Source organism: Nodosilinea sp. FACHB-131, from assembly GCF_014695395.1.
GTDB lineage: Bacteria > Cyanobacteriota > Cyanobacteriia > Phormidesmidales > Phormidesmidaceae > Nodosilinea.
This window is the reverse complement of the sequence record NZ_JACJOF010000038.1, coordinates 1-17,712: the sequence shown is the minus strand read 5'-3', so window position 1 is coordinate 17,712 and position 17,712 is coordinate 1. Positions and strand designations below refer to the sequence as shown.

At 56.7% G+C, this 17,712-nt stretch carries 13 protein-coding genes; 3 read left to right on the top strand and 10 right to left on the bottom strand.

Annotated elements, in window-relative coordinates:
* Nucleotides 1-208: 208 nt before the first annotated feature.
* The 6 genes from H6F75_RS24550 to murJ form a co-directional block, all read right to left on the bottom strand.
* Nucleotides 209-2,050, bottom strand: coding sequence for a CocE/NonD family hydrolase (locus H6F75_RS24550; RefSeq protein WP_190755466.1), 1,842 nt, complete (start codon nucleotides 2,048-2,050; stop codon nucleotides 209-211).
* The gene (locus H6F75_RS24545; protein WP_190755463.1) at nucleotides 2,047-2,523 is read right to left on the bottom strand and encodes a hypothetical protein; all 477 of its coding nucleotides are present in this window, start codon (nucleotides 2,521-2,523) and stop codon (nucleotides 2,047-2,049) included. Before H6F75_RS24545 ends, H6F75_RS24550 begins: the two co-directional genes overlap by 4 nt.
* Nucleotides 2,507-4,165: a GH3 auxin-responsive promoter family protein gene (locus H6F75_RS24540; RefSeq protein WP_190755461.1), complete on the bottom strand. Its 1,659-nt coding sequence runs from the start codon at nucleotides 4,163-4,165 to the stop codon at nucleotides 2,507-2,509. Before H6F75_RS24540 ends, H6F75_RS24545 begins: the two co-directional genes overlap by 17 nt.
* Before the next feature lie 4 nt (nucleotides 4,166-4,169).
* Nucleotides 4,170-5,336: an enolase C-terminal domain-like protein gene (locus H6F75_RS24535; protein ID WP_190755459.1), complete on the bottom strand. Its 1,167-nt coding sequence runs from the start codon at nucleotides 5,334-5,336 to the stop codon at nucleotides 4,170-4,172.
* Complete coding sequence (locus H6F75_RS24530; RefSeq protein ID WP_190755457.1) at nucleotides 5,323-6,039, bottom strand: iron-containing redox enzyme family protein; 717 nt, start codon at nucleotides 6,037-6,039, stop codon at nucleotides 5,323-5,325. Before H6F75_RS24530 ends, H6F75_RS24535 begins: the two co-directional genes overlap by 14 nt.
* A 219-nt stretch (nucleotides 6,040-6,258) precedes the next feature.
* The gene (murJ, locus tag H6F75_RS24525) at nucleotides 6,259-7,866 is read right to left on the bottom strand and encodes a murein biosynthesis integral membrane protein MurJ (RefSeq protein WP_347710705.1); all 1,608 of its coding nucleotides are present in this window, start codon (nucleotides 7,864-7,866) and stop codon (nucleotides 6,259-6,261) included.
* Between the two features lie 327 nt (nucleotides 7,867-8,193).
* Here murJ and H6F75_RS24520 point away from each other — a divergent pair, with 327 nt between their 5' ends.
* The 3 genes from H6F75_RS24520 to H6F75_RS24510 all read left to right on the top strand — a co-directional run bounded on the left by H6F75_RS24520 (nucleotide 8,194) and on the right by H6F75_RS24510 (nucleotide 12,188).
* On the top strand, nucleotides 8,194-8,349 hold the full coding sequence (locus tag H6F75_RS24520; protein WP_190755453.1) for a hypothetical protein: 156 nt from the start codon (nucleotides 8,194-8,196) through the stop codon (nucleotides 8,347-8,349).
* 121 nt (nucleotides 8,350-8,470) lie between these two features.
* Nucleotides 8,471-8,911, top strand: coding sequence for a hypothetical protein (locus H6F75_RS24515; RefSeq protein WP_190755451.1), 441 nt, complete (start codon nucleotides 8,471-8,473; stop codon nucleotides 8,909-8,911).
* A 397-nt stretch (nucleotides 8,912-9,308) separates the two neighbouring features.
* Entirely contained in the window at nucleotides 9,309-12,188 is a 2,880-nt protein-coding gene (locus H6F75_RS24510) for a PAS domain-containing protein (protein WP_190755449.1), read from the top strand.
* Nucleotides 12,189-12,232: 44 nt separating this feature from the next.
* On the opposite strand, the gene kefC is transcribed toward H6F75_RS24510, so the two are convergent.
* From kefC to H6F75_RS24490, 4 genes are all read right to left on the bottom strand, one after another.
* Nucleotides 12,233-14,116 (bottom strand): glutathione-regulated potassium-efflux system protein KefC, encoded by a 1,884-nt coding sequence (kefC, locus tag H6F75_RS24505; protein ID WP_190755447.1) that lies wholly within the window; start codon nucleotides 14,114-14,116, stop codon nucleotides 12,233-12,235.
* Nucleotides 14,109-14,744 (bottom strand): NAD(P)H-dependent oxidoreductase, encoded by a 636-nt coding sequence (locus H6F75_RS24500; protein WP_190755445.1) that lies wholly within the window; start codon nucleotides 14,742-14,744, stop codon nucleotides 14,109-14,111. Before H6F75_RS24500 ends, kefC begins: the two co-directional genes overlap by 8 nt.
* A 501-nt stretch (nucleotides 14,745-15,245) precedes the next feature.
* Entirely contained in the window at nucleotides 15,246-17,474 is a 2,229-nt protein-coding gene (gene psaB / locus H6F75_RS24495) for a photosystem I core protein PsaB (protein ID WP_190755443.1), read from the bottom strand.
* A 121-nt stretch (nucleotides 17,475-17,595) separates the two neighbouring features.
* Nucleotides 17,596-17,712: hypothetical protein (locus H6F75_RS24490; protein WP_190749126.1), on the bottom strand; the 117-nt coding region annotated here is incomplete at its 5' end.

Here is a 17,712-nt window from a genome sequence, read left to right as displayed (position 1 = left end):
GAGAGTAGGGGAGTGGGGAAGGTGGGGGAAGAAAGTTTTGAGTGTTTAGTTTTGAATTTTGAGTTGTTGCTTCAAGACGTAATTCAGAACTCAAAATTTAGACTCTTTTACCCTCTTTACCTCTTCATCAAGCTGTGGGCTGAAAACATTGTCATTACCGAGGTCAAACGTGGGGTTATAGATCTGTCGGTATTGGCTAGAGCAGCCCCTACTCGGGAATAATCGGCAAAATCAGCTGGGAGACGGCAGCTTTGTGGTGGTAAACCGTCTGGGTTGCAGTGGCTGGTTGGCGCTCAGTGGGAATTGTGCGGCCCGTATTGGGATTGCGATCGAAGCGGGGGTAGCTGCTGCTGGAAACCTCTAGTCGAAGGCGATGGCCGGGGAAGAAAACCTGGCTGGTGGGCCACAGATCGATCGCAATTTCGGTGGGTACCTGAGATTCCGCTAGGGTATTGTTGCCGATCGCATTGTCATAGCTCCGCCGAAGAATCCCTTCAGAAACGTTGTACCCCGTGCCATCGGGATAGACATCCACCAGTTTGGCCGTGAAATCTGTGTGGGGTGCCGTGGTGGAAACCTGGAGCCGCAGCTGCACGGGCCCCGTCACTTCGAGCGCTGCGGTTAGTGGGGGAGTGGTGTAGACCAGCACATCTTGCCGCTGTTCCACTGTGTTTTGGGGCTGAATGCCTGCGTTTGGTCCGAGCATGGTACCCCCAGCACTGGGCACCGGGTGCTGCGGATCGTAGATAAAGCGATCGCTGGCTTCCTCCCCCGGCGGCTCCAGACTGAGGAGGCCGTCACCGTTGAGAGTATTCGCCTGGCCGTTGCTGTGCAGGTAGTAGGGCGTGTAGCGCGTGCGGAGTAGAGGCCAAGTCGATTCTCCGCGCCAGGTGTTGCGACCCATGACGTAGATCAGCACCGGGCTGGGCTGGGCCGTCTCGGCAGCACCTTTGAGCTGCTGATCAAACCAGGGCAGGCTGGGGCCAATGCTTTCGAAGCGGTAGTTGCGGGGGCGGCTGCCGTCGGGGAAGGTGACAGTGTTAGCGTGAGTCCAAGGGCCGATTACCAAGCGGGTGGCTTCGGCAACCGAGGGGGCCGCATGGGCGCGAATCTGTTCAAAGTCGGCCAGTTGGGTAGGCAGAAACGGATCGTACCAGCCGGCCATTAGCAGGGCTGGAGCCTGGAGCCGGCGGTTGCGATCGCTGCCATCGACCGCTTGCCAGTAGCGATCGCGATCGGTGTGGCTGGCCCAGGTATCAAAGAACGGAATATTCTGCACTGCGCGGTCATCGGCCTCTAGCAGAGGCCACCCCTCAAAACCCTGCTGTAGCTGATCCGGGGGGAGGGGAACATCCTGGGAGCCGTAGCTGAGAGTCGCCCAGTAGAGGGCGCTTTCTAGGGAAAACGCGCCGCCGGGGTAGAACATACGATAGAAGTCGGTGCTGCAAATTTGTGGAATCAGGGCTGACAACCTCGGCTCGACCTGGTCGGCCAGCACCCATTGGGTATAGCCAAAGTAGGAGCCGCCCCACATGCCGATGTGCCCGTCATACCAAGGCTGCTGGGCGATCCATTGCAGCGTAGCGCGGCCATCTTGCGCCTCGTTCAGAAAGGGCGGATCGTAGCTGCCGCTCGACTCGTAGCGCCCCCGGGTTCCCTGAATTACCGTGGTGTAACCGTGACTGGCCCAGAGATGACCAATGGTGCGGGCAAACAGAATGTGTTTAATCTGCTTGGAGTAGGGAATGCGGACCAGAATCGTGGGTGTGGCTGCGGTCGTACGGGGATGGTAGACATCGGCGACCAGCGCCGTGCCGTCGGGAGCAGTCACGGTCACTCGGCGTTCTAGACGGACGCCATAGCTGGCGGGCGGATAGTCTAACTGGTGGCCCAGCCAGGCGGCGGCGATCGCACTACCCCGACCAATGACCAACAGCAGCAGCGCGGTTAGCCCCGCCAGCAGCCACAGCCAGGACCGCTTGTACGAGAACAGCCGCAAGCGTTGGCGAAACCTCTCCGAAGGAGAATCGCCTAAATTCCTTGCACTCATGGTTGCCTCCCATGGCGATGGCCCCAGCCCCAGAGCCAGAGATAGGCAGCCAGCACCCAGTGAAACACAATGGGAATTGTGTCTTCTCCCAGCCAACGACGCTCTGGATAAAGACTCATGGTGATGCCGTAGCGAATCACCATCACCAGGGCGTAGCCGTAGCTCGCGTACTGTAGGCCTTGACCAAGGCGGCGGTGAGGCCGTCGAAACCAACCCCGCCCCTGGGCCAGGTCACGATTGATCTTGACCTGGAGCGCCAAAATCAGTAACTGGCTAGGCAACAGCAGCGGGTAGGGAAGCAGGCCCGAATACCAGTGGGCCATAGGGGGCAAAAAGGGCACCTGAAAAAAGGCCACCAGCACCTGCCCTAACACCCGCAGCAAAAACAGCAGGGTCAGCCCCCACAGCCAGGGCACCAGATGCCGACTCGGCCCCAGCCGATACAGCCGCAGACCATCAGTGGGGATGGGCATAGGGCAGCGTCAGCTCATAGGTTTGCGCGATCGCCCCGACATCTAGCGGTAGAGGCTGCTGGGTGAGAACCTGCCATTTGTACTGTACTTCCCGCTGGCCTTGAGCTATAGCCCAGCGCTGGGTCGCCTCCGCCCAGCCCGGTTTCATACGGTGGAGGCAGGGGGCGTTTAGCCGCTGAGAGGCGCGTTTTTGACCGTACTCAACGTTGTTTTCAGCCAGGGCCGCATCTAGGGCTGACAGCAGAGTTTCAATCCAGTCCTGACTGGGAATATCAGACGTTTCCCAGTACAGTTCGTAGCGCATGGCTTGGGCATTGGCCACCAGCCGATAGGCTCCTACCGGCTGGTGAAACTGGTGTTGCAGGGCGGCGATCGCAGCCAGCACATGGTTGACATGCAGCTTTTCCCCAGTCAGGTTACTCATGTCGCGGCCCTTGCGTAAAAAGGCAATCACGGGCGATCGGTGATAAAAATCTGTCACCTCCACCACGTCGTTGATGTGATAGCGGTAGAGACCACCAGGGGTGGTCAACAGAATCTGGTAGCGCTGCCCCCGTTCTAGCTCATGGCTGAGCAAAATCGGTGGATCGACCTGATCCGCACAGGCTTCCGGAATGAATTCATAGACATTCAAGGTCAGATCTAACAGGCCAGCGGGAGTATTGTTCTGGTAGGGCAGGGTGATGCGGGCTTCACTGGCCAGATAGCCCAGATCGCGAATCGGCAGTGAGCCATAGTCAGCGGTGAGTTGTCGGGCCTGTGCCCCCACCGAGCCGCCCGTCCAGCAGCCCAACAGGTCTAGGTGAGGCCAGCAGTCCCGAGGCCGCAATGCCCCGGTGGTATTGAAGATGTGTTCTAGCTGTTTGGCCCGCTTAGGCTGGGGCCGCTGATCTGGAATACCCTCGCCCCCCTCGCTACCAGTGCCGTCATAGATAGCCTGGATCAGTGATTCTGCCTGGTGCGTCATTACCGTGGCCAGCCGCTTGAGGGTGCTGGGGTTGGGCGTGCACAGGAAAGAAACCTGCCGCGCTAGGGCGTAGCGGGCAATAGCCCAGTAGCGACGATCGTAGTCGGGAATCTCAAACACTGGGTAGGGGATGGCATAGGTGCGACGAATTAAAGCCGGGATCTGCTGATAAATTCGCCCTGACAAGCTGCCGTAGGGAATGCCGCCTGGGGTGTAGCCTTCGATCGCTGGGCTGACAATCCCCACCACCGCCCGGCTCAAAAACGTGGGGTGATCTTGCAGAATGCGGTAGAGCCACTGCCGCATCAGCTGTGACCCGCCCCGCTCTACCCTAGCGGTGACGGGAATATATTTGGGCTGCCCAGTGGTGCCACTGGTCAAGGTGAACATCCGCACGGGCTCATTCAGCAGAATTTTGTCCTGGCCTGCCATCATCCGCTGCACGTAGGGTCGAAAGCCTTCGTAGTCGCGGATGGGCACTGCCCGGCGATAATCTACTGGGGTGCGAATCTGATCAAACTGATGCTCGCGGCCAAACTGGGTGTCACCGTGGCGGCTGAGCAACTGGCGCAATAGCCGCGTTTGGGCCAGCTCAGGCTCTTGGGTGGCAACCTCTAGCCGGTGTTTCAGGGCTCGCCCCTGCCAGCGGAGGCCGAGGGTATACAGTCTGGCCATCGTCTTACGCCGCCTTAGCTGAGAGTGAAATTGTCTGCTGGGCGTATTTTTCCAGCAGGGCATCCTGAATCTCCACCCCTAACCCTGGCCCCTTCAGAGGCTTAGCCAAACCTTGATGGCCAAAGTGAATGGGGCGACGACTGAGATCTTCCCGCAGCAACAGGCTGCCGTAGGAGCCTTCGCAAAAGCTGATCTCTGGCAAATAGGCCGCCAAGTGCCGCCCTGCGGCGGAGAGAATCGCCGTCTCGCCCACCTGGCAGCCCACCTGTACCCGAATGTCAGCAGCCTGGGACAGCTCGGCGATCGCCAAAGTTGTCCCCAGCCCCCCACATTTCGACAGCCTCAGATTAAAGCCTCGGCAGGCCTTAGCCTCGATCAGCGCCTCGGCATCCGCTAGGGTAATCAACGACTCATCAGCCATTTGAGGAACGGCTGATGCTGCCTGCACCATCGCTAAATCTTGGGGATCGCCGCGCGGAATCATTTGCTCGGCGCTGTCGATTTGGAATTCTGCTAGAGCCTCACAGGTAGCGATCGCACTTTCCACCGAGTAGGCCCCATTGCCATCTACCCGCAATGACACCTCTGGCCCCACCGCCGCGCGAATCGCCGCCAGCCGTTCTCGATCCGCCTCTCCGGTAATCTTCACCTTTATATGGGGCAGGCCAAACTGCTTGAATCGTTTGGCATGTTTCACCGCGCCCTCAATGCTGCTGGCCGTGATCACGCCGCTGTAGGTTACCGGGTGCCGAGGCGGCAAGAGTTCTCCCAGTGAAACTCCGGCAGATTTGAGCAGACAATCGATCAGAGCTAGCTCAAAGCCGCAGCGCGCCGCATTCCAGGCCACCACGCCAGTACCAGCATTGGCAGAATCCTCAATCGGCAGGGCCAACGACCCTAGCCAGGCGATCGCATCCTGCCCAGCCCAGTGGAAATAGTCGGTGGCTTGAACCGCCGGCCATAGGGTGCGTTCCATAAACCGCAAGCAGCCCTCCACCGTCTCCCCGGTGACGTAAGGCCGCGCCACTGCCTCACCATAGCCGATGGTGCCGTCTTCGGCCCGGAGCCGCACCACGATGGAATCTGAGCAGCTGCGCGATCGCACACTGTGGGCAAAAGCTTCGACAAAGGGAATTTGTAGGGCAAACAGGGTAGCGTCAACGATTCTCATGGGCAGAGCCAGCAAGCAGGGGCAGGTCAGCGAAGTATCGCTTGATAAAAATGTTCTCGCGGAAAGTAATGTCGAGAATGGTCTCTAGATCCTCAGCCTCGATCTCGTAATAGGCCAGGTATTGCTCAACGCTGTCTAACCCTTCCTCAGCGTGACGAATATCAACTTCAGAATGGTGATCAAACCAGGTCAGACTTGCAGGCGACAGACCGCGATGCTCCGCTAATGTCTGGCCGATGCGACCAGCGAGGCGAGAGAGCATCCACTCAAAGCAGGTTACCTCTAGAAGCACTGACAGCCCCAGTTCCTGCATCGTGCCAAACAGCAGCGGATCGGTGCAGAGCTGGCGGATTTGGGCCTGGGCCGCCTGGGCCAGATGCGTCTGGCGATCGCGATCAAACCCCGCCGCCGTCGCCAGTTGATACAGCAGATCGGGGTGGCAGATGGCCACCTCATCCAGCCCCAATTCTTCGAGCAGATTGTGTTTAATCTGGGGCGCGGCCTCCGGCGGTGCCACCGCGTAGAGAAAAGCCAAGATTTGTGGACTCTTCAGGTGGGTCTGACAGAGATTAAAAATAAAGACATCGTACTCCTGCAGGGAAGCCTGCCCCTGCTCCAGACGCTGAAACCAAGGGGAGTGCTCAAAGGCCTGTACCTGCTCTGCATATTGAGTCTCAATCAGTGGACGAATCGCCTGCGCCATAAAATTTTTCTAAAATTAGAGCGTCAATCCCAGGATTTTGCTGTCAAGGTGCTAGACCAGCCACTCCCTCCCTGGTTAACCTCGATTACCCCAGTTCAGCAGAAGCTTAATGGTTGCTTAAATTCACCCATCGCGAACAGTAAGGTGGGCAGTGGCCCACCACTAGAACTACTCTTCAAAAGTCGCCTAAATCCGACCGTAGTTACAAACCTTTGCCTGCTACCGCCTTACCCGCTCTTGGATTCGGGCGGCGAGCTGCTTTGTCTCAGGTATGGGCAGCAGAAATGCGCCAACGATGAAGATCAGCAGCCCTACCCCGCCGGGAATCAGTAGTTGCAGCAGCAGCACGCCGATACCCTGGGTGCCAAGCCAGGTTTCTAGCCATTGGAGGGTGCCCCAGGCAGCGGTACCAGAGATGAAGCTGAGTAGGGTGAGAAGGGCGATCGCGCCTCCCCATTCCCGCAGCGGCAGCCCCCGCAGTCGCCGGTGCAAAATCACCGTCAGCGCCAGGGTCGAAAACACATTCACCCCCACGGTGGCCAACACCAGCCCTGGTGCCCCCAGCCAGCGGATGAACCAAAATGCCATCACCACATTCAGACCAATGTTGATCAGGCTAATACGGAAGGGCGTCTGCCCATCGCCCAGAGCATAAAATACCCGCACCAGCACATCGCGAGCCAGGTAGACAAACATGCCAATGCCGTAGACCATCAAGAGCGACGTCACCAGATTGGACGCCTCTTGGTCAAAAGCGCCCCGTTCATAGATCACCCGCACCATGGGCAGGGCCAGCACCACAAACATCGCCCCCAAAGGCAGCATAGTCAACGCCGTAAACAGCAGGCTTTGGCGAATGCGGAGCTTGAGTTCGGGCCAGTCTGCCGGGTCAGCCAAGCGGGCAAACATGGGCAAGAACGGCACCAAAATCACGTTGGAGATAATGCCCAGCGGCGTTTGCACAAGCAAGTTTGCATAGCTCAGCGCCGCTGCCGTACCGGGAATAAACGAAGCAAAAAAGAGGTTGGTAAACAAGTTGATTTGCAGCATTCCTGAAGACAGCGTAGCGGGCAGCAGCACCCGCATTACCTCTTGCACCTCGGGCATCGACCAGTCAAAGCGCAGCTTGGGCCGCCCTAAACCAGACTTCCACAGAGCCGGGAGCTGCACGAGCCATTGCAACACGGCTCCACCCAGCGTGCTGCCCGCTAGCACCGCGCTACCCACCATAAAAAACTCTGGGCTAGTCACGTCGCTGCCGATCGCCCCGTAGAGCAGCCCCAACCCCACTAGCACCGCCCCGCTAGAGAAAATTGGGCTAATCGACGGCAGCCAAAACTGGTTGTCGGCGTTGAGCGCCCCAAAGCCAGTGCCGATCAACCCGGCCAGCAGGGCCATGGGTGCCATGATGCGGAGCTGCAACACCGCCATATCTCTAGCTACCAGGTCGTTTTGGGCCAGGCCAGGGGCAATGGTGTTGATAATTGGCCCAGCCAGTAGAATCAGCAGCAGCGAGAGGCCAATTAAAATCAGCCCGACCAGCGTATTGACGGCTTCGAGCAGGGCAGCGGTGTCTTTGCGGTCTTGCTGCCGCGCCACGACACTGACGATCGCACTGTGAAACGGCCCGTTGATGCCCCCCAGCAAAATCAGCAAAAAGCCGGGGATGATGTAGGCAAAGCTGTAGGCATCGGCCACCGACCCCACCGCAAAAGCCGCCCCGATCGCCTGCTGACGAAACAACCCCACAAACTTGCTAAGGATGGTGGCCACAGCCACAATGCCGGCAATATTAGCCAGCGATCGAGAGGGTTTGGCGTCTGACACAGGGCCTCGCAGGGGGTGAACAGCAGTGGCGCCACCGTCGGCGTCCAGAACCATCCCTCATTTAACTGCATAATCGAACTCGCCATCGGGTCGTTGGGCAAGAGCTATTGTACTTGTTAAGGTTTTCGAACCGAGCCTATAGGTGAGCCAGAATAGAGATGTAGCGCAACCCGCTGTAGGTAGATCATCCCTGCAAGTTGCTGCCTAGGCTGCTGCGAGTCAAATCGCAGTCAGTCCAAGCGGTTGAGCCATTCATAGCCCTTAGCCCCAGGGCTACAGCTAGGGAAGTTCCTTAGTCGTGGGCACTTTCTATCACCCGATCGCACCATGTACACTTCATCTCCAAAGCTACCCCTAGACAATCAAGCTCTCCTGAAAGAAAATCAACGTCTCCAGGCCGAAAACAACGCTCTGCGCCAAGAAAACCAGCAGCTTCAGCAGCTAATTCATCAGCTAGAGCGGAAAGTGCGTCGCTACTCGTAGACTGCGATCGCCCGAGGAGCCGGTGCTTGACCATCTTCCTCGACCGCTGCAACCCAGCCTGTGATTTTTAGCCGACCGTGGGTAGCATGTCTGCATAGACCTGCTACCAGCTCGATTCACAATGCCCCTGGGCCAACGTTTAAAAGCAAAGCGCCGTCTGCTGATCGCCGCCATAGTCGGAGGCTTGTTGGTCACGAGCTTTCCATTTGTGGTGGTGGGTGGGCTGCTGGCCAAAACGAACTGGGATGAGTGGCAACAGTGCCGGGGCTATACCCAGTTCAACCCTACGCTGTGGAACGACTCAACTCTCAGCGCCGCACCCACCTATGTGCGGCTCTGCATGGCGGATGACTTGCTGGCGAGATACCTGCTGCTGGGCAGGCCCCAGGCGGGCGTGGTCGAGCTGCTCGGCCCACCAGAATCCCAGAACGGCTTTGCTGACTACGACATGGTTTACAGACTGGGGCCAGAGCGCCAGTTCATCAGCATTGACTACGAATGGCTGGTGATTAAACTCGATGCGGCGGGCCATGTCAGCGATGCTGCGATCGCCACCGATTGAGCGTTGAGCCTAACGAGAGCTCTATCCCGGAGGCGTGGTGAGCCACCTCAGGTTGGTCCTACGATGCTGTCGCTGGGCTGCCGGCTCGATGCAGCGGAGTTTCTCTGGCTGAAACCTGATGAGGGGCGATCGCTAGTCGCAAGTCCGTCCACCGTGCAGACTGTCGGGACTGTGTTGCCGGCAGGCTCTTGCGTAGAGACGAGATACGGCCTTGATTGTGTTACAAGCTAAGGTACAAAGCCTTGTTTTTTAAGTTGGTAAAGCAAATAGTTTGAGAACCTTGACCCTTCATACACCTAAAAGGAATCGCTAGCTTGCTTAGACATACTGGCTAGGACCTGCACCGCCGTTTACGCCTCACTCCCACTTTGCTCTTGATTCACGGTCCGGCTCAGGTATGTCTAATGCATTGTCGCAACAACTTACAGCGCTTATCCCTGATAACGAACCTGAGCGCTTAGCGGCGCTACAACGCTATAACATTCTTGATACGCCTCCCGAAGCAGCATTCGATCGCATCACCCAACTGGCAGCGCGGTTGTTTAAGGTACCCACCGCCCTCATTTCATTGGTAGATGAATCGAGAGCCTGGTTTAAGTCTTGCGTTGGCTTTGGTGCCAGTGAAGCGCCGCGCGACAACACACTGTGCAGCTTCGCCGTGTTGACCACTGAGCCGCTGATTGTTCCCGATGCCCGACTCGACGATCGCTTTGCCTGCAATCCCTTTGTGCAGATGGAGCCGGGTGTGCGGTTCTATGCCGGTGCGCCCCTGCTGAATCAGGATGGCTTCAACTTAGGAACGCTATGCCTGCTCGACAGTCAGCCCCGTCTGCCATTGACTACCGAGCAGCAGGCCACCCTAGTTGATTTAGCCGCCATGGTGGTGGATGAATTGGAGCTCAGATTGGCAGCCCAAACCGTTGCTCAGTCCGAGGAGAAATACCGCACGCTGTTTGACTCGATCGATGAAGGCTTTTGCATTTGCGAGATGCTGTTTGATGAACAGGGTAAGCCAAACGATTACCGCTTCCTAGAGGTCAATTTAGCGTTTGAACAACTCACTGGATTGAAGCAAGCAGCGGGTCAACGAATGCGGGAGCTAGCTCCCAACCATGAAGCTTATTGGTTTGAGACCTATGGCAGAGTTGTACAAACCAGGGAGCCTGTTCGGTTTGAGAATTATGCCAGCGCCCTAAATCGTTGGTTTAATGTCAACGCCTTTTGCGTCGGTGAGCCGCAAAACAATCAGTTTGCTGTTTTATTTACCAATATCACCGAGACGAAGCGCATCGAAGCCGATCGCAAACAGGCAGAAGCTGTCTTGCAACAGACCTCAGCCGAACTCGAAAGCCAGGTGCGAAAGTTTGATGCCACGCTTTCGACTATCGCCGATTCTGTGTTTAGTTTTGACCGCGATGCACGGTTTCTTTACGCCAATCAAGTGTTGCTTGACGTGTGGGGAATCACCGCAGCAGAGGCGATCGGCAAAACGATGGCTGACCTCAACTATCCTACAGACGTTGAGCGGCAAGTATTGGATGATCTGCAACGAGTGTTTGAAACCGGAGAGATCGTTAGAAACGAAACTCCCTACACGAATCCAGCCGGAGTTGAGGGCTACTTTGAATATAGTCTTAGCCCGGTGATTGCCGCCGATCGCACTATCAGTTCAGTTGTCGGTTTATCTCGCGACATCAGCGAGCGCAAACGAGCAGAAGCAGCTTTACGCGAGAGTGAAGAACTAAAACGACGCATCTTAGAGAGCAGTAAAGACTGCATCAAGGTTTTAACGTTAGAGGGACGACTCGTTTACCTGAGTGCAGGCGGATTGAATCTTCTAGAAATTGACGAGCCTGCATCTGTCCTAAACATCCAATGGCTTGATTTCTGGCAAGACGACGATCGCCAAAATGCAGAAGCAGCATTTATGGCAGCCAAAGCAGGCAATGACAGCCAATTTCAAGGTTGTGCTCTCACAGCAAAGGGCAATTTGAAGTGGTGGGATGTCATTGTCACTCCCATCCGAGACGCATCAGGACGGGTTGGACAACTGTTGTCGATCTCACGCGACATCACAAAGCAAAAGCAAGCTGAATCGGAGCAAGAGCAACTGCTCAAACGAGAACAAGCGGCACGAGAAGAAGCAGAACATGCCAACCGGATCAAAGACGAGTTTTTGGCAGTACTGTCCCATGAGCTGCGATCGCCCCTCAACCCAATTCTTGGCTGGACACAGCTATTGCAAAGAGGCAAACTCGATGCCAACCGCCAACGCGAAGCTTTGGCAACAATCGAGCGCAATGCCAAACTACAAACACAACTGATTGAAGATCTCCTCGACATCTCCCGCATCATGCAGGGCAAGCTGAGCTTGACGATCACTCCTGTTAGTTTGACGTTTGTGATTATGGCAGCGATCGAAACGGTGCGATTGGCCGCAGAGGCCAAAAACATCCAAATTCTGCTTGACCTCACCCTTGAGAGCATTTCGGTGACGGGTGATGCAGCTCGACTACAACAAGTAGTTTGGAACTTACTCACCAATGCCGTTAAGTTCACGCCCAGCGGTGGACAAGTAACGGTTGAATTGCGACAACTCGATCGCCTGGCTCAAATTCGCGTAACGGATACTGGGAAAGGTATCAATCCACAGTTTTTACCCCATGTGTTTGAGTATTTTCGTCAGGCCGACGCCACAACGACCCGCAAATTTGGTGGCTTAGGGTTGGGGTTAGCGATCGTGCAGCAAATCATGGAAATGCACGGCGGCACAGCTTGGGCAGAGAGTGAGGGTGAGAACCGAGGCGCAATCTTTACTGTGCAGTTACCCGTCAACCTACAAGAACAATTGAGTGAGCCAGAGTTACCTCACGACAACTTAACGACAGAGGCTGGTTTGAGCGATCTGCAAATTTTGCTGGTGGATGATGAGACTGATGCGCGTGAATTTCAGACGTTTCTGCTAGAGCAAAGTGGAGCGCGAGTCACCGCCGTTGCGTCTGGAGCTGAAGCACTGCAATCCCTTGATCGGTCCATTCCCGATGTGCTGATCAGTGATGTGGGCATGGCAGAAATGGATGGCTATATGCTGATCCAGCAGATTCGATCGCGTCCCCATGACAGAGGTGGCATCATTCCGGCGATCGCTTTGACCGCCTATGCCAGGAATTTTGATCAGCAAAAAGCAATTCAGTCGGGATTTCAAACTCACATCACAAAACCTGTAGAGCCAGCACTATTAATGGTGGAAATTGCCAAACTCCTCAAACCCAATTGACGTTGGGCAGAAACTTCCTGCTTAAACCACTAAAGCTCTATAGACTACGCTCCATACTTTTTCAACGCCGTCGTATCCCAAGCCTGATCGACCTCGCGGGGCAAATCGAAACTATCCGACTGGAGCACCTCCTTCAAATCGGCAGCGAGCTGCTGCGACTTAGCTACCAGCTTCGGCATATCCGCTTCGATCTCGGCCATCTCGCGCATCGCTTTAATGTCGTGGTGGCGAAAGATGCGGGCGGCTCGGTGGGCGTGGTAAGCTCTGAACCCCAGCAGCTTCAGGGCCTCGGCACCCAAGCTCAGGGCAGATTCAAAGGTTTCTCGCTCCACGACGGCAACATCTCGGCGCAGCAGCTCGTAGGCGTGGCGGCGATCGATGGCCCGCGCCAAAATCTTCAGGTGGGGAAAATGCTGTTTCACCAGGTCAATGGTTTGCAGCGATCGTTCTACGTCGTCGATCGCCATCACAAACAGCTTGGCCTCGGCCGCCCCCGCCGCATAAAGCAGCTCAATTCGCGACGAGTCGCCGTAAAACACCTTGTGGCCAAACTGACGCAGCAGATCGATGGTGGCCGGGTCGTGGTCTAGCACCGTAGTCTGAATCCCGTTGGCAACCAGCAGGCGATTGACGATCTGGCCAAAGCGCCCAAAACCTGCAACAATCACTGGGGTTTCGCCATCGTCGATGGTGTCGGGTTCTCGCTGCTCGCCCTGGCTCACAAAGCGTGGCTGCACCAGCCGTTCATTGGCAATCATCACCAGGGGGGTGAGGGCCATCGACAGAGCTACCACCACCACCAGCGGTGCAGTAATGGTCGTTGGCAAAACCCGGCTCTGCTGAGCAAAGGAAAACAGCACAAAGCAAAACTCTCCCCCCTGGGCCAGAGCCATGGCAAACAGCAGGTTTTGGCTCAGCGACTGCCGAAAGAAACGGCCCAGGGCCAGCAGCACCAACCCCTTGAGCAGCATCAGCCCAATCACTAAGTCCAAAATCAGCAGTGGCTGGCGGGCCAGCACATTAAAATCGATGCTGGCCCCCACCGAGATAAAGAACAGGCCTAGCAGCAGACCTTTAAACGGTTCAATGTCGGTTTCTAGCTCGTGGCGATACTCGTTGTCGGCCAGCACTACCCCAGCGACGAAGGTGCCCAGGGCGGGCGATAGCCCCACCATCTGCATAATCAGGGTAATGCCGATCACCAGCAGCAGGGCCGTCGCCGTAAACATCTCCCGCAGGCGCGTATCGGCAATGAACCGAAACACTGGTCGCATCAGAAACCGACCGACCACAATAATGCCCCCCACCGCTCCCATCACTAGCAGGGTGCGCTGCCAAGCGGGTAGCCCTCCGCTGGCCTCGGCAGTGGCTACTAGCACCGCTGTATGAGGGCCGATCGCGGTCTGGCCCATTTCCAGCAGGGGCAGCAGAGCCAGCATGGGAATTACCGCAATATCCTGAAACAGCAGCACCGAAAAGGAGGCCTGCCCCGCCTCAGTTCTCATCAGGCCCTTTTCATTCAGGGTTTGCAGCACGATCGCCGTAGACGAGAGCGCCAAAATCATGCCGATCGCCAGGGCCATCGTCCAGGGTAAGCCCACCAGCAGGGCAATCAGGGCGATCGCCCCGGTAGTCACCGCCACCTGTAAGCCCCCTAGACCCAAGATCGGCCCCCGCATCTGCCACAGCAGCGAAGGCCGCAGCTCCAGACCAATCAAAAACAACATCATCACTACGCCAAACTCGGCAAAGTGCATGACGTCGTCCTGCTGTTCCCCCACCAGGCCCAGCACAAACGGGCCAATAATCACCCCCGCAATCAGATACCCCAGCACCGACCCCAAACCCAGTCGCTTGGCGAAGGGCACCGATAGCACCGCCGCCATTAGGTAGATAAACGCCTGAAAAAATAAGTCTTCGCTATGCATGGGGGGCTACCTCAGGAGCGAGCAATACCTGGCTCAAGTCTTGGTTGAGCTGGGTCAGACCAGGCAGCGCCGCCCAGTTAATTTGGTTGTCGCGCAGCGCTTGAATTAGGGTGCGATAGTCTTGGGCGCGATCGCTGATTTCGGGGCCGTCAAGCAATTGGTGGGTGCCGTGAACAACAAACGGCGGCAGATAGTTCATGCCGCACAGCCGCGCGGTTTGGGCAAAGGGGGTCAGCAGCTCACCGATGGTGTAGTAGTTGTAGCCGTCTCGCTGATAGGCCTGCTGGCTGCCGCCAGTAGAAATAGCGGAAAGGCATTTTTTGCCCTGCAAAGCTGTACCCTCGTGGCCGTAGGCAAAGCCATGTTCGAGCACCAGGTCTTGCCACTCTTTGAGAATGGCGGGGCTGCTATACCAGTAAAAGGGGTGCTGCCACACCACGATGTCGTGGTCAATTAGCAGCTGCTGCTCGCGCTTCACATCAATATGGAAGTCGGGATACTCCTCATAGAGATCGTGGAGGGTGACCCCCTCGAGGTCGGCGATCGCCCGGACCAGCTGACTGTTGATGCGAGATTTGTTGAGAGCGGGGTGGGCAAAGAGCACCAAAATCCGGTTGGAAGGAGTCATAGCCACAGAAAAAGAGAGCAGATTGGCCCTGGCGCGATGTCCCAAGGGAGTCGGTTGAGGTCATCGGTTTTGCCACCGCAACTGTAAACGATTTAGGCCATCAGTGGTGGTGCCCCACCTATCCTTTTGGCTACACAGATAATAAAAGTCCTGGCTCAACTACCCCGAAGAACCAGGACTCTTGAGAAGCGGAGAGTCTCCATCCGTCTCAAGGTTAAGGGGGTGACAGAGGGCGATCGTAGGGGGCCGCTCACACACCTCAGATTATTCAAAATGCTGAAAAGAAGACTCTTGTTGTGGGTAAGGTATCGGGGTGAGTCTTTTGTAGGGCGGGCACCGCCCACCACTGGAGATCGTTTTTGTTAGAAACTTGCTTGAATAAGATTTTTTCTCTTAGAAAAAGGTGCCGGGCGGACGGGGTGGGTTAGCCCAATAGGAACCCACCCGTTTACGCCAGGGTCGTAAGGTGGGCAGTGCCCACCCTACGGAAGACGGCCTTAGTTAGCCAAAGCGGCTAGAGGTCGAGGCGATCAAGAAGGCGGCGTAGGTGAGAATGTAGCCCACTGTAAAGTGAGCTAGACCCACAACCCGACCCTGAATGATGGACATGGCAACGGGCTTGTCCTTCCAGCGAACCAGGTTCGCCAGGGGAGTGCGCTCGTGGGCCCAAACCAGGGTTTCAATCAGCTCCTGCCAGTAGCCCCGCCAGGAGATCAAGAACATGAAGCCGGTGGCCCAGACCAGGTGCCCAAAGAGGAACATCCAGGCCCAAACCGCTAGGTTATTCATGCCGTAGGGGTTATAGCCGTTGATTAGCTGCGACGAGTTAAGCCACAGGTAGTCTCGGAACCAGCCCATTAGATAAGTCGAGTTTTCGTTGAACTGAGCTACGTTGCCCGCCCACAGGGTGAGATGCTTCCAGTGCCAGTAGAAGGTCACCCAGCCGATGGTGTTCAACATCCAGAACATCGCTAGGTAGAACGAATCCCACGCAGAGATATCGCAGGTGCCGCCACGGCCAGGGCCGTCGCAGGGGAAGCTGTAGCCGAAGTCCTTCTTGTCGGGCATCAGCTTCGAACCGCGGGCATCCAGCGCACCCTTGACCAAGATCAGGGTGGTGGTGTGCAGACCCAGGGCGATCGCATGGTGAACCAGGAAGTCGCCAGGGCCAATGGTCAGAAACAGCGAGTTGGTACTGCTGTTAATGCCATCCAGCCAACCGCCGAGCCACACGTTGCCGTAGTTAGGCCAAGCCGTCGTCGCAATGCTGTCTGGGTTGGATAGGAGAGTATCAAAACCGTAGAGCAGCTTGCCGTGGGCAGCTTGAATCCATTGTGCAAACACGGGCTCAACCAGAATTTGCTTTTCGGGGGTGCCAAAAGCAACCACCACGTCGTTGTGTACGTATAGACCCAGGGTGTGGAAACCCAGGAACAGCGACACCCAGCTCAGGTGCGAGATGATCGCTTCCTTGTGCTCCAGCGCGCGGTATAGCACGTTGTTCTGGTTAGCAACCGGATCGTAGTCGCGCACCAAGAAGATCGCACCGTGGGCAAAGGCCCCCACCATAATAAATCCAGCAATGTACTGGTGGTGGGTATACAGAGCCGCTTGGGTGGTGAAGTCCTTGGCGATAAAGGCGTAGGGCGGCATGGAGTACATGTGCTGCGCCACCAGAGAGGTGACCACCCCTAGGGCCGCTAGGTGAAACGCCAATTGGAAATGCAGCGAGTTGTTGTAGGTGTCGTAAATGCCCTTGTGGCCTTCCCCGATCGCACCGCCAAAGGGAGTGCCTTCAGGGGGCCGGTGAGCATTCAGGATGGTCTTCATATCGTGGCCGATACCGAAGTTAGTCCGGTACATGTGGCCCGCAATGATGAAGATCACTGCGATCGCCAGGTGGTGGTGAGCAATGTCCGTCAGCCACAGCGCATCGGTTTGGGGATGAAACCCACCTAAGAAGGTGAGAATCGCTGACCCGGCCCCGTCACTGCTGTTAAATACGTGGTTTGGCGTGTCTGGGTTCTGGGCATAGACCCCCCACTGACCGGTAAAGAAAGGCTTCAACCCAGCCGGGTGAGGCCGTACCGACAGGAAGTTATCCCAACCCACATGCTGCCCTCGGGCTTCGGGAATAGCGACGTGAATCAGGTGACCGGCCCAGGCCAGCGAGCTGACACCAAACAGACCAGCCAGGTGGTGGTTCAGGCGCGATTCTGCATTTTTGAACCAGGCCAGGCTGGGGCGAAACTTGGGCTGTAGGTGCAGCCAGCCAGCGAACAAAAAGATCGCCGACAAAATCAGCAGGAAGACAGCGCCGCTGTAAAGGTCGACGTTGGTGCGCATACCAATGGTGTACCACCAGTGGTAAACCCCAGAAAATGCGATGTTAACCGGATAGCTGGCCCCCGCCTGGGTGAAGGCATCCACGGCGGGTTGGCCAAATTGCGGATCCCAAATCGCGTGAGCGATCGGTTTCACGCCCAGCGGGTCTTTCACCCACTGTTCAAAGTTGCCTTGCCAGGCGACATGGAACAGGTTGCCCGAAGTCCACAGAAAGATGATTGCCAGGTGGCCAAAGTGGGAGGCGAAGATCTTTTGGTAAAGATTCTCCTCCGTCATGCCATCGTGGCTTTCAAAGTCGTGGGCGGTGGCAATCCCGTACCAAAGCCGACGCGTGGTCGGATCTTGGGCCAGGTCCTGGCTAAATTTTGGGAATTTAGTTGCCATGAATCAAAACAGGTTTGATGTACGAATGGGTCAGAAAACGCAATTCGTTGAAGTGCAGTGGATTGGGGTTGGTAGGGGCGCACCGCAGTGTGCCCCTACGGGAATCCCATGACCAAACGGGTCATCCCACCGCGATTATTCGAGCCAGGAAGAAGGCCCACGTAGTGGCAATTCCCCCCAGTAGGTAGTGGGCCACACCCACAGCCCGACCCTGAGTGATGCTCAGAGCCCGAGGCTG